Source organism: Pseudomonas sp. S2_F07 (genome assembly GCF_054668325.1).
Genome location: NZ_CP162758.1, coordinates 3,407,705 through 3,420,090, shown reverse-complemented (window position 1 = coordinate 3,420,090; position 12,386 = coordinate 3,407,705). Strand labels below are relative to the sequence as shown.

The following is a 12,386-nucleotide window of genomic DNA, read 5'->3' as shown; positions in this document are numbered from 1 at the left end:
AAGGCTGCGATCTTTTGATTTTCTGTCAGCCGCGATGGCTTTGCTGGTACTCCGACAACGCCGGCAGCAATTGTTTGTCGATGGCCTGGCGCACTGCCGGCAGGATCGTCGCGCTGCTGGTGTACATCTCCTTGACCATCTTGCGAAGTTCATACGCCCGGGCATCGTCCAAGCCCCTTACCACGCACTCGCAAGCCTGCTCGGCGGTGGCTCCAGTGGGCACGTTGAATCCCAACGACTTGAGCTGGCCCAACAGGTCTTCCTGGTCTATCAAATCGGCGTGCATCATGACGCAATCCTTCTTCAGGGAACGGTGTCGTGGTTCGATTCTGGTAGGGGTGCCGTGTGTCGGCAAGGACGAATTGTCGCAATGGCAGCATTGGCTATGAACAGGTCGCTTTCGGGCAACTTGCCGGCCAAAGGAGGGGGCACACTGGACTCAGCTTGCTTCACGAAGGTTTGGTCACCCTCGCACGGCAGCTCCTCAACAGTACCCTCTGCCTCGATCCTGTCACGGCTTGATCGGGGTTTTTTTTGCCTGTGATTCAGTGGGTTTTGTGTTGATTGATATACCGCTTTCGCGAGCAAGCCCGCTCCCACAGTTGACCGAGTTCTCCCAGAGGAATGCGATCGAATGTGGGAGCGGGCTTGCTCCGGGCGGCGTTCCGACGAAGAACGATGACGCGGTTTAACGCTGCAACACCAGAATCCGCGACAACAACTCATCACGGTCCACATAGCAGCCCTGGAAGTGCCGCGCCCCGGTGGCGGGGTCGAAGGCGTTGCGGGCATGCAGGGTGCGGCGGTTGTCAAAGCACCACAGCTCACCGGGATTGAGCCGCTGCATCAACCTGAATCGAGGCTCGCGGGTCATCGCGATAAAGCGCCGGTAGGCCTGATACAGCTTGGGCATCTGCTCCACCGAAGCATCGAACGGCCCGCGCAGAAAGTTCGCCATGCGGATTTCCGACACCTGCCCCAACGCATCCAGGGCGATGATCGGCGCCAGGCAGCGGTAGTCGCTGTGGCGGTCCTTATTGCGAAACTCCACGGGGATTTCACACAGGCTTTTGAAAGCCTCCGGGGCTTCCAGGCGCAAGGTGTCGGCAATGGCAAAACCGTCGACAAAAATGCTCTCGCCACCCTCGGCATCATTGACCAGGCAATGCAAAAATTGCAGCCCCGGTTGCAACTCCCGGGTCGGCAGGTCGCTGTGCAGCGGCAGGTTGAAGGCGGTGTAGGCGTTGCTGTCTGCGTCGGCCTTGGATTGCACGTTGAACAGCACGCCGAAATTGCTCTCGCGGATGAAGGAAATACGCTGGGCGATCAGTTTCAGGGAGCCGGGCTCGGTGGGCACGCCACGGACCTGGGTCAATCCGACATCCCGCACAGCCAACAACCATTGCAACAAGGCGTCGGAGTCGCTCATCAGCGCTTGATACTCGAACACCGGCAACTGCAAATCGCTGTGCCAGAGCCTGGCTTTCGGCTTGCGCTGCTGACGCTCGGCGCGGGATTCATCGTCATAGGCGTGGGCGCGCAGCCAGCCAGGGTCGAAGCGGCTGCTGTGGCCGTCCTGCCAAGCCACCGACAGGCAACCTTCGCTGTCGATACCGGCGTTATCGGGCATCAGATCTTGAGCCACGTCGACGATTTCCAGTACTTGCTCGCGGGTCACGGTGTAAACGCATTGCGGGCACGGGCAGTTATCCCGCAGCCATTGATGGTGGAAAGGGCTGACGCGATCGTCGGCCCACTTCACCAGAACACTGTCCGCCAGGGTCTGCACGCCAGCCAGCGCGCTGATCAACGGATAGGTACGGAAGTCGGCAAATGCAGCGGCGGTATTCATGGCGATCTCCTTGTTATTTTTTTGGGGGTAGTGCGATCACTCGGCCAATGTACCCGGGTGTTGGCAGGTCCGCCTGTTCGGCAACGATGGCTTGCAAGCGGCCCAACGACTGTTCGCTGAACGGCGCCGAACGCGGCCCGGCGAGATCCACGTGCAGCAGCATCTGTTCGTTGCCTGCGAGCTCCTGGGCTTCACCGACCAGATGCAGGCTGTGATAGAGGTGCACGCGCTTGCTGTCGTGGGCGATGATTTGGGTGTGCACTTCGACCTGGGCGTCGAGCTTCACTTCGTGCAGGTAATTGAGGTGCAGTTCGAGGGTGAACAGCGAGTTGCCGCTGGCCTCGCGGCTGTTGCTGTCCAGACCCAGGCGATCCATCAGGGCATCGGTGGCGTAGCTGAAGATCAGCAGGTAGAAGGCGTCGCGCAGGTGGCCGTTGTAGTCGACCCAGTCGGGGATGATGGTGGTTTGGTAGGTGGTGAGGGTGGGCATGGTTTCTGATCCAATTTATAGAGTGACTGGACTGCCGCTTTCGCGAGCAAGCCAGCTCCCACAGGGGGAATGCATTCCAATGTGGGAGCGGCGGTGCGACGATTCGACTTGCTCGCGAAGAGGCCAGTGCTGTTGGCCCCAAGCCTAGGGGTTACTCGCTGAAAGCCATCCCATGCTTCTCTTTGGTGGTCTTTACCGCCTCCAGCACCGCCAGCAGGCAGTCATCACGATAGCGCTCCAGCGCCGAAATGCTGTGTTTGCCCAATTGATCGCTGGTGCCATCGACCACGTCGTCGATCAGCTTGTCGGTCAACTCCGGTGCCGGCAGGTAGGTCCACGGCAATTGCAACGCCGGGCCGAACTGTGCCATGAAGTGGCGCATGCCGGCATCGCCACCGGCCAGGGTGTAGGTCAGGAACGTGCCCATGAACGACCAGCGCAAACCCGCGCCAAAACGGATCGCGTCGTCGATTTCGCCGGTGGTCGCCACGCCGTCGTTGACCAGGTGCAGAGCCTCACGCCACAGCGCTTCGAGCAGGCGGTCGGCGATGAAGCCCGGCACTTCCTTGCGCACGTGCAGCGGGCGCATTCCCAGGGATTCATAGACTTTCATGGCCGCTTGCACTGCTTCAGGGGCAGTGTTTTTACCGCCGACCACTTCCACCAATGGCAGCAGGTAAACCGGGTTGAACGGATGACCGACCATGCAACGTTCCGGGTGCGTGGCGCTCTCGTAGAACTCGCTCGGCAACAGCCCGGAAGTGCTGGAGCCGATCAACGCATTGGGCTTGGCTGCCGCGCTGATTTTGCTGTGCAGCTCCAGTTTCAGCTCCAGTCGTTCCGGGGCGCTCTCCTGGATGAAATCGGCATCGCGCACGCACTCTTCGATGGTCGCGACAAAGCGCAGGCGATCTTGCGATGCACCCGGCGCCAGACCTTGTTTCTCCAGCGCGCCCCAGGCATTGGCGACGCGTTTGCGCAAGGCGGCTTCGGCGCCGGGGGCCGGATCCCAGGCCACGACATCCAGGCCATGGGCGAGGGCGCGGGACACCCAGCCGCTGCCGATGACACCGCTGCCCAGCGCGGCGAAGGTTTTGATTTCGGTGATAAAGCTCATGGTGGTTTCCTGAAGAGTTCGAAGAACCCTGTGGGAGCGGGCTTGCCCGCGAAGAGGCCGGTACATCCGACGAATCTTCAGCGGTAGAACCACCGCTTTCGCGGGCAAGCCCGCTCCCACAAGGGTATGTGTAGGTTCGGATCAACCGCGCTTGGTCAGGCCCATTTTTGCCCGGCCTTCAGCCGGGGTCAGGATGCGGGCACCGAGGCGGCTGAGGATTTCGCCGGCGCGCTCGACCAGTTGGCCGTTGGTCGCCAGCACGCCCTTGTCCAGCCACAGGTTGTCTTCCAGCCCGACCCGCACGTTGCCGCCGAGCAACACCGCTTGCGCCGCCATCGGCATCTGCATGCGACCGATACCGAAACCGGCCCAGACCGCGTCGGCCGGCAGGTTGTCGACCATGGCTTTCATGGTGGTGGTGTCTGCGGGAGCGCCCCAAGGGATGCCCAGGCACAGTTGGAACAACGGGTTGTCGAGCAGGCCTTCCTTGATCATCTGCTTGGCGAACCACAGGTGGCCAGTGTCGAAGATTTCCAGCTCGGCTTTAACGCCCAGCTCTTGAATGCGTTTGGCACCGGCACGCAGCTGGGCCGGGGTGGAGACGTAAATGGTGTCGCCGTCGCCGAAGTTCAGGGTGCCGCAGTCGAGGGTGCAGATTTCCGGCAGCAGTTCTTCGACGTGGGCCAGGCGGGTCAGCGGGCCGACCAGGTCGGTATTCGGGCCGAACTCCATCGGGTTCTCGCCGGCACCGATCTCCAGGTCGCCGCCCATGCCAGCGGTGAGGTTGACGATGATGTCGACGTCCGCCTCGCGGATGCGCTCCATCACTTCGCGGTACAGCGCCACGTCACGGCTGAACTTGCCGGTTTGCGGGTCACGCACATGGCAGTGAACCACGGTGGCGCCGGCCTTGGCGGCTTCCACGGCGGCAGCGGCGATCTGTTTCGGGGTGACCGGCACGTGTGGGCTCTTGGCGGTCGTGTCGCCAGCACCGGTGAGTGCGCAGGTGATGATGACGTCGTGGTTCATTTGGCGGTTCCTTACAGGCGAGTTTTGGCTTTGGCCAGGCGTGGTGGTCCCGTTCGCAGCCCGTCGGGGCTGCGAGTCGGTGGTTCGTTCGGGTTTATTTACTGGTCAGTTGCAGGTTTTCAGCGGCCGGCTTGCCATCGAAGGTGGTGACGCCTTCAAGCCAGCGCTTTTTGTCCTGCGGGTGATCCTTGAGCCATTGTTTGGCCGACTCGAAAGCGTCCTTGTGATCCAGCAGCGGCTGCATCATCCGGCTCTCGTCTTCGGCGGTGAACGTCAGGTTGCTCAGCAGGCGACCGATGTTCGGGCATTGTTCGGTATATGTCGGCGCGGTGACGGTCCACACGGTGGCCTTGCCTTCGTTCGGGCCGAGGGCGTCGTCGCTGCCGGTGAGGTAGGTCATCTTGACGTTGACGTTCATTGGGTGCGGCGCCCAGCCGAAGAACACCACGGCTTCGTTGCGACGTACGGCGCGATCCACGGCGGCGAGCATGCCGGCTTCGCTGGATTCGACCAGCTGGAACTTGCCGAGGCCGAACTGGTTCTTGGAGATCATTGCCTTGATCTGGGTGTTGGCGCCCGAGCCAGGCTCGATGCCGTAGATCTTGCCGCCCAGTTCTTTTTCGAACTTGGCGATGTCGGCGAAGGTTTTCAGGCCCTTGTCGGCGAGGTAGGTCGGCACGGCGAGAGTCGCGCGGGCGTCCTGCAGGCTTGGCGCCTCAAGCACCTTGACCTGTTTGGCGTCGACGAACGGGGTGATGGTCTGGGTCATCAGCGGGTTCCAGTAGCCGAGGAACAGGTCCAGACGCTGGTCGCGGATCCCGGCGAAGATGATTTGCTGGGAGGCGCTGGTTTGTTTGGTGCTGTAGCCGAGGCCATCGAGCAATACCTGGGTCATGGCACTGGTGGCGATCACGTCGGTCCAGTTCACTACACCCATGCGCACGTTCTGGCATGCGGCGGGTTCGGCGGCCATGACACTGGCGCTCAGTAAAGCGGTACCACTGAGTGCAAGAACACAGCTGCTGATCAGTCGTTTCATTCTCAGGTTCCTCGGCAGTTCGTTTATTGTGAGTTCCGGTGTCTGATGCGCCGGTGATGCCAAGTTACGCAGCAAAGCACCGATGAAAGCGCACTGCGGCGACCAGCTCTTGCACTGCAGCGACCTGCCCCCTTGAATGCCGCTCGCAACTGGCGTATCAACTCCCTACGCTGCCCGCCCTCTCGTTACCTGGCCTCCTGTTACCTGCTAAGCGAGTGCGCTCCATGTCCCAGGATTTCTACTTCTTGTTGATGCCGGGTTTCTCGGCCATCGGATTTATCTCGGCCATCGAGCCGTTGCGGGTCGCCAATCGCTTTCGCGGCGAACTGTACCGCTGGCATGTGCTGAGCGCCGATGGCGGGGCGGTGCTGGCCAGTAACGGCATGTCGGTCAACGCCGATGCGGCGCTGGAGCCGTTGAAAAAAGGCGCGACGCTTCTGGTGGTCGCCGGTTTCGAGCCCCTGAAGTTCACCACCCCGGCGCTGGAACACTGGCTGCGCCGCCTGGACCACGAAGGCGTGACGCTCGGCGCCATCGACACCGGCAGTTTCATCCTCGCCGAGGCCGGTTTGCTCGATGGTCATCGCCTGACCCTGCACTGGGAAGCCATCGATGCCTTCAAGGAATCTTATCCACAGCTCAGCGTTACTCAGGAGCTGTTCGAGATCGACCGCCGCCGCATCACCTCCGCTGGCGGCACTGCTTCCATTGATCTGATGCTGGATCTGATCGCCCAGGCCTACGGCCCTGATCTTGCGATCCAGGTCAGCGAACAATTCGTGCTTGGCCGCATCCGCCCGCGCAAAGACCACCAGCGCATGGAAGTCGCCACGCGCTATGGCATCAGCAACAAGAAGCTGGTGCATGTGATTGGCGAGATGGAGCAGCACAGCGAACCGCCCCTGAGCACGCTGGAACTGGCTGAATCGATCAAGGTGACGCGGCGACAGCTGGAGCGCCTGTTTCGCCTGCATCTGAACGACACACCGAGTAATTTCTACCTGCGCTTACGGCTGGAAAAGGCCCGGCAGTTGCTACGGCAGACGGACATGAGTGTGCTGGAGGTGAGCATTGCCTGCGGATTTGAATCGCCGTCGTACTTCACCCGCAGTTATCGGGCGAAATATGAGCGGTGCCCGAGGGAAGACCGGCGTACTGCCAAGGCATAAATTAAAAGATCGCAGCCTTCGGCAGCTCTTACATGAGATCTCCTGTAGGAGCTGCCGAAGGCTGCGATCTTTTGATCTTATTTCTTCACCAACGCCGAACACGCCGCTTTGTAAGCCTCATGCTGATACTTGTTCAGCGTCCCTGGCAGTTCGAAATTGTGCTTTTTAGCCTGGGCATTGATGGTCTGCGGCGACAGCAGGGTCACCTCGCAATTCTCCTGCAACTGGAAAACCCCTTCGATCTTGAATGTCGTCGGCCCGCCGGCGAACTCGCCTTTCTTGCTGCGCTTCTTGATCGCAATGCGGTCGATGGAATTCTCACGGACAAACGAAGCGACCTGAGCGGCGAACACTTTGACATTGGCGGCTTCGTCGTCATCGTCCAGGGCAATTTTCTTGGTTGCGAGCGCGACATGGCTCAGCGCCTGACCGTCCAGCGTGGCCACGGCGATGATCGCTTCGCTGCCTTTGATTTCGATGCCGCAGACTTTCATGTTCAATCCCATTAGTGACAGAGGGTATGCAGCTTACAGCTCAAGCTGGCTGGCCGTGATGCCAAACGCCAAAGCGATTTTTTCGCGAGTGGCTTTACGGGGCTTGGCGACTGTTTCCTGTTGGGCAAAGGCAGGCTGGGTTATGCCCATGCGTTTGGCTACTTCATCCTGGGTAAGGTTCAAATGTTCGCGCCAGGCGCGGATAGGGGTAGCGCCATCGACGATACGGCTCACTACCTCATGGGGGATCAAGTCGGGCTCGATTTTCTGCGCCACGTATTGTGCATAGGGAATGACCACGAAGGCTGGATTGCCTTCGGCGTCGTTGATGATTTGAATGTCAGTAGGTGCGTTCATCGCGTTTTTTGACCTCTTGAATACTGACCACTTTGATCGCGCCATCCCAATCAAACATGACCCGGTAATTACCGACACGCAGCCGATAAGCGTAGTCATGACCGACCAGTGCTTTGACATTGCCTGCCTCAGGCATGCCAGCGAGCGCCGTGATGGCATCACGAACCTGAATCTGGTGAACGGAATGCAATCTCAAGAGTTGCTTAACGGCCTTTCGAGTCCAGTGAATGCTGTTCATGGAAGAATATAAGTCTTTTATAAGATTTGCGAATCTTTACTTATATTTTTATGCTTGGCCATCAGCAACATTTGTCGGCATGTTGCGTGAAAGGTCCGCAGAGCAGCAGCTTTGGACAGAAGCTGTAGGTCAGAGCAGAGCGCTTTGTGGGAGAAGGTTTTTTGGCGATTGAAAGCTGGTGGTAGCGCCAGCTTTCAGCGGGATACTCAGGACTATTCCTGCCCAATCGACTCCAAAAACTCCGACCGTTCATCACTCATCCGTGCCACACAATCGTTTTGGGCAATGGTGAGCGCCTTGCTGCCGGCGGTGGCCGGGAAGGTTTCGACGGCGCAGTCTGCGTCGCGGGTCTTCAGCCATTGCTGTTGGGCGGCTTTGATCCTGGCGGTGATGTCGGCCAGTTGCGACGGGTTTTTGCCGTACTGCGACTGCATGCGCTCGGTCAGGCCCTGGAGGTTTTCCTTGAGCAGATCTTCGGCGGAGGTTTTGCTGAAGGCCGAGCATTCCAGGGTCTGGATGTCGTTTTCGACTTTGTCGCACGGGTTGTCGTCGGACACCTGCGCTGCGTGTACGCCGGTCGCAATCAGTGCCATTGCCAGAATGATCGATTTCATTATCGTCGCCGCTCTTGTCCAGTGAAGCATCCAGTGATGCGGCGAATTCTGGCCCAAGCCGAGGGCCTTGAACAGGTCGGAGATTGTGCCTGGCGACGACCCTTTGTCGCGGATTGACGCTTTCGGCAAACCCCCTGTCGTTTTTGCACCCGGCTGCCCCTGCACCGAGGCATATGCTGGCCCCAAAGCGCCGGCACACGATTCGGCGCATGAATCGCTAATAGGGGACAGCCTGATGAGCCCAGCCGAATTGCACGCCGACAGCATCGTTATCGACGGGCTGATTATTGCCAAGTGGAACCGCGAGCTGTTTGAAGACATGCGCAAAGGCGGTCTGACCGCGGCCAACTGCACCGTGTCGGTGTGGGAGGGCTTCCAGGCCACTGTCAACAACATCGCTGCCAGCCAGAAGCTGATCCGCGAGAACAGCGACCTGGTGATTCCGGTCCGCACCACCGCCGATATCCGTAAAGCCAAGGAGCAGGGCAAGACCGGCATCCTTTTCGGCTTCCAGAATGCCCACGCCTTTGAAGACCAGATCGGCTATGTCGAAGTCTTCAAGCAGCTTGGCGTCGGTATCGTGCAGATGTGCTACAACACCCAGAACCTGGTGGGCACCGGCTGCTACGAGCGTGACGGCGGCCTGTCGGGCTTCGGTCGCGAAATCGTCGCCGAGATGAACCGGGTTGGCGTGATGTGCGACCTGTCCCACGTCGGTTCCAAGACTTCCGAAGAAGTCATCCTCGAATCGAAGAAGCCGGTCTGCTACTCCCACTGCCTGCCGTCGGGGCTCAAGGAGCACCCGCGCAACAAGTCCGATGAAGAACTCAAGTTCATTGCCGACCACGGTGGTTTTGTCGGCGTGACCATGTTCGCGCCGTTCCTGGCCAAGGGTATCGATTCGACCATCGACGACTACGCCGAAGCCATCGAGTACGTGATGAATATCGTCGGCGAAGACGCCATCGGCATCGGTACCGACTTCACCCAGGGCCATGGCCAGGACTTCTTCGAATACCTGACCCACGACAAGGGCTATGCCCGCCGCCTGACCAGCTTCGGCAAGATCATCAACCCGCTGGGTATCCGCACCGTGGGCGAGTTCCCGAACCTGACCGAGACCCTGCTCAAGCGCGGCCACTCCGAGCGGGTAGTGCGCAAAATCATGGGCGAGAACTGGGTCAACGTCCTCAAGGACGTTTGGGGCGAATAAGCCGCCGCATCTCTGAATCCTTTCCCGCTGCCGTTCGTGCAGCGGGCAACACAACAAATTTTCTGGAGTTAAGTTTTCATGGCCAAGATCGCCCCTCAATTGCCAATCGAAGTCGACAGTGAAACCGGTATCTGGACCTCCGACGCCTTGCCGATGCTGTACGTGCCGCGCCATTTCTTCGTCAACAACCACATGGGCATCGAGGAAGTGCTGGGCGCTGAAGCCTACGCCGAAATCCTCTACAAGGCCGGCTACAAGTCCGCCTGGCACTGGTGTGAAAAAGAAGCCGAATGCCATGGCCTGGAAGGCGTCGCGGTGTTCGAGCACTACATGAAGCGCCTGTCGCAGCGCGGCTGGGGGCTGTTCAAGATCCAGGACATTGACCTCGACAAAGGCACCGCGAGCGTCAAGCTCGAACACTCGGCATTCGTCTACGTGTACGGCAAAGTCGGGCGCAAGGTCGACTACATGTTCACTGGCTGGTTTGCAGGGGCGATGGACCAGATCCTCGCCGCTCGCGGCAGCAAGATCCGTACCGTGGCCGAACAAGTCTACGGTGGCTCCGAAGAGGGTCACGAAGACGGCTTGTTCACCGTCAAGCCGTTGTAAGTCGAGGAACCCGCCATGGCTTTCGAAGCAATGTTCCAGCCGATCCAGATCGGCAAACTGACCATCCGCAACCGCGTGCTCAGCACCGCGCACGCCGAGGTCTATGCCACCGACGGCGGCATGACCACCGACCGGTACGTCAAGTATTACGAAGAGAAAGCCAAGGGCGGGATCGGCCTGGCGATTTGTGGCGGCTCGTCCGTCGTGGCGATCGACAGCCCGCAGGAGTGGTGGAGCTCGGTGAACCTGTCCACCGACCGCATCATTCCGCACTTCCAGAATCTGGCCGATGCCATGCACAAGCACGGCGCCAAGATCATGATCCAGATTACCCACATGGGTCGTCGCTCGCGTTGGGACGGCTTTAACTGGCCAACGTTGATGTCGCCGTCGGGCGTGCGTGAGCCGGTGCACCGTGCCACTTGCAAGACCATCGAGCCGGAAGAAATCTGGCGGGTGATCGGCAACTATGCGCAGGCTGCGCGTCGTGCCAAGGCCGGTGGCCTGGACGGCGTGGAATTGTCGGCTGTGCACCAGCACATGATCGACCAGTTCTGGAGCCCGCGCGTCAACAAGCGTACCGACGAATGGGGCGGTACCTTCGAAGGCCGCATGAAGTTCGGCCTGGAAGTCTTGAAAGCCGTGCGCGCCGAGGTCGGTGACGACTTCTGCGTAGGCATGCGCATCTGCGGTGATGAGTTCCACCCGGACGGCCTGTCCCACGAAGACATGAAGCAGATCGCCAAATATTACGACGACACCGGCATGCTCGATTTCATCGGCGTCGTCGGCTCGGGTTGCGACACTCACAACACCCTGGCCAACGTGATTCCGAACATGAGCTACCCGCCCGAGCCGTTCCTGCACCTGGCGGCCGGGATCAAGGAGGTGGTCAAGGTTCCGGTGCTGCACGCGCAGAACATCAAGGACCCGAACCAGGCCACGCGCATTCTGGAAGGTGGCTACGTCGACATGGTCGGCATGACCCGCGCCCACATCGCCGACCCGCACCTGATCGCCAAGATCAAGATGGGCCAGATCGACCAGATCAAGCAGTGCGTCGGGGCCAACTACTGCATCGACCGTCAATACCAGGGTCTGGATGTGTTGTGCATCCAGAACGCCGCAACTTCCCGTGAATACATGGGCCTGCCACACATCATTGAAAAAACCACCGGCGTGAAACGCAAAGTGGTGGTAGTTGGCGCTGGCCCTGCGGGGATGGAAGCCGCTCGCGTTGCCGCCGAACGTGGCCACAACGTGACCCTGTTCGAGAAGAAAGAATTCATCGGCGGCCAAATCACCACCGCTTCGAAAGCACCACAACGGGATCAGATCGCCGGTATCACCCGCTGGTACCAGTTGGAGCTGGCTCGGTTGAAAGTCGATCTGCGCCTGGGCACTGCGGCGGATGCGCCGACCATCATGGACCTGCGTCCAGACGTGGTGGTGCTGGCCGTCGGTGGACATCCGTTCATCGAGCAGAACGAACACTGGGGTGCGGCTGAAGGTCTGGTGGTCAGCAGCTGGGATGTGCTCGACGGCAAGGTTCTGCCTGGCAAGAACGTGCTGGTTTACGACACCATTTGCGAGTTCACCGGCATGTCTACCGCGGACTTCATTGCGGACAAGGGCAGCCAGGTCGAAATCGTCACCGACGACATCAAGCCGGGCGTGGCGATTGGCGGCACGTCGTTCCCGACGTACTACCGCAGCATGTACCCGAAAGAAGTGATCATGACCGGCGACATGATGCTGGAGAAGGTTTACCGCGAAGGCGACAAGCTGGTTGCAGTGCTGGAAAACGAATACACCGGTGCCAAAGAGGAGCGGGTGGTGGACCAGGTGGTCATCGAAAACGGTGTGCGCCCGGACGAGGAAATCTACTACGCCTTGAAGGAAGGCTCGCGCAACAAAGGCCAGATCGACGTCGAAGCCTTGTTCGCGATCAAGCCGCAACCTTGCCTGGAGCAGAGCGGCGACGGCTACCTGCTGTTCCGCATCGGTGACTGCGTGGCACAGCGCAACGTGCATGCGGCGATCTACGACGCGCTGCGGTTGTGCAAGGATTTCTAAGGTTTTGACACCCCCTGTGTAGGAGCTGCCGCAGCCTGCGGCAGCTCCTACACACCGACCGTGTTTCTCCAAGATGTACTGGTGGGAGC

Annotated in this window: 14 protein-coding genes; 4 read left to right on the top strand and 10 right to left on the bottom strand. The window is 59.9% G+C overall.

The window, feature by feature from the left end:
* Window positions 1–25 precede the first annotated feature (25 nt).
* The 6 genes from AB4O40_RS15480 to AB4O40_RS15455 all read right to left on the bottom strand — a co-directional run bounded on the left by AB4O40_RS15480 (window position 26) and on the right by AB4O40_RS15455 (window position 5,527).
* Entirely contained in the window at window positions 26–289 is a 264-nt protein-coding gene (locus AB4O40_RS15480; protein WP_056726559.1) for a hypothetical protein, read from the bottom strand.
* A 399-nt stretch (window positions 290–688) separates the two neighbouring features.
* The gene (locus tag AB4O40_RS15475) at window positions 689–1,852 is read right to left on the bottom strand and encodes a gamma-butyrobetaine dioxygenase (RefSeq protein WP_056726560.1); all 1,164 of its coding nucleotides are present in this window, start codon (window positions 1,850–1,852) and stop codon (window positions 689–691) included.
* A 13-nt stretch (window positions 1,853–1,865) separates the two neighbouring features.
* On the bottom strand, window positions 1,866–2,342 hold the full coding sequence (locus tag AB4O40_RS15470; RefSeq protein WP_056726561.1) for a thioesterase family protein: 477 nt from the start codon (window positions 2,340–2,342) through the stop codon (window positions 1,866–1,868).
* A gap of 151 nt (window positions 2,343–2,493) precedes the next feature.
* Entirely contained in the window at window positions 2,494–3,459 is a 966-nt protein-coding gene (locus tag AB4O40_RS15465; protein WP_460053884.1) for an L-carnitine dehydrogenase, read from the bottom strand.
* A gap of 141 nt (window positions 3,460–3,600) precedes the next feature.
* Window positions 3,601–4,488, bottom strand: a complete 888-nt coding sequence (locus AB4O40_RS15460; protein ID WP_056726562.1) for a beta-keto acid cleavage family enzyme — start codon at window positions 4,486–4,488, stop codon at window positions 3,601–3,603.
* Between the two features lie 94 nt (window positions 4,489–4,582).
* Complete coding sequence (locus AB4O40_RS15455; RefSeq protein ID WP_414913435.1) at window positions 4,583–5,527, bottom strand: choline ABC transporter substrate-binding protein; 945 nt, start codon at window positions 5,525–5,527, stop codon at window positions 4,583–4,585.
* 224 nt (window positions 5,528–5,751) lie between these two features.
* On the opposite strand from AB4O40_RS15455, the gene AB4O40_RS15450 reads away from it, so the two are divergent.
* Window positions 5,752–6,696 (top strand): GlxA family transcriptional regulator, encoded by a 945-nt coding sequence (locus AB4O40_RS15450; RefSeq protein ID WP_056726564.1) that lies wholly within the window; start codon window positions 5,752–5,754, stop codon window positions 6,694–6,696.
* A 77-nt stretch (window positions 6,697–6,773) separates the two neighbouring features.
* Here AB4O40_RS15450 and AB4O40_RS15445 read toward each other — a convergent pair whose 3' ends face one another.
* The 4 genes from AB4O40_RS15445 to AB4O40_RS15430 form a co-directional block, all read right to left on the bottom strand.
* Window positions 6,774–7,190 carry a DUF3010 family protein gene (locus AB4O40_RS15445; RefSeq protein ID WP_056726565.1) on the bottom strand — a complete coding sequence of 139 codons (417 nt, stop codon included), beginning with the start codon at window positions 7,188–7,190 and terminating at the stop codon, window positions 6,774–6,776.
* Window positions 7,191–7,223: 33 nt separating this feature from the next.
* On the bottom strand, window positions 7,224–7,547 hold the full coding sequence (locus tag AB4O40_RS15440) for a helix-turn-helix domain-containing protein (RefSeq protein WP_056726566.1): 324 nt from the start codon (window positions 7,545–7,547) through the stop codon (window positions 7,224–7,226).
* On the bottom strand, window positions 7,531–7,785 hold the full coding sequence (locus AB4O40_RS15435; RefSeq protein WP_056726567.1) for a type II toxin-antitoxin system RelE family toxin: 255 nt from the start codon (window positions 7,783–7,785) through the stop codon (window positions 7,531–7,533). The genes AB4O40_RS15440 and AB4O40_RS15435 overlap by 17 nt, the downstream gene beginning before the upstream one ends.
* A gap of 212 nt (window positions 7,786–7,997) precedes the next feature.
* Window positions 7,998–8,399, bottom strand: a complete 402-nt coding sequence (locus AB4O40_RS15430) for a lysozyme inhibitor LprI family protein (RefSeq protein WP_056726568.1) — start codon at window positions 8,397–8,399, stop codon at window positions 7,998–8,000.
* 235 nt (window positions 8,400–8,634) lie between these two features.
* Here AB4O40_RS15430 and AB4O40_RS15425 point away from each other — a divergent pair, with 235 nt between their 5' ends.
* The 3 genes from AB4O40_RS15425 to dgcA all read left to right on the top strand — a co-directional run bounded on the left by AB4O40_RS15425 (window position 8,635) and on the right by dgcA (window position 12,297).
* On the top strand, window positions 8,635–9,612 hold the full coding sequence (locus AB4O40_RS15425) for a dipeptidase (RefSeq protein ID WP_032829497.1): 978 nt from the start codon (window positions 8,635–8,637) through the stop codon (window positions 9,610–9,612).
* 78 nt (window positions 9,613–9,690) lie between these two features.
* On the top strand, window positions 9,691–10,221 hold the full coding sequence (locus tag AB4O40_RS15420) for a DUF5943 domain-containing protein (protein ID WP_056726569.1): 531 nt from the start codon (window positions 9,691–9,693) through the stop codon (window positions 10,219–10,221).
* Window positions 10,222–10,236: 15 nt separating this feature from the next.
* Entirely contained in the window at window positions 10,237–12,297 is a 2,061-nt protein-coding gene (dgcA, locus tag AB4O40_RS15415) for a dimethylglycine demethylation protein DgcA (protein WP_056726570.1), read from the top strand.
* Window positions 12,298–12,386: the final 89 nt, after the last annotated feature.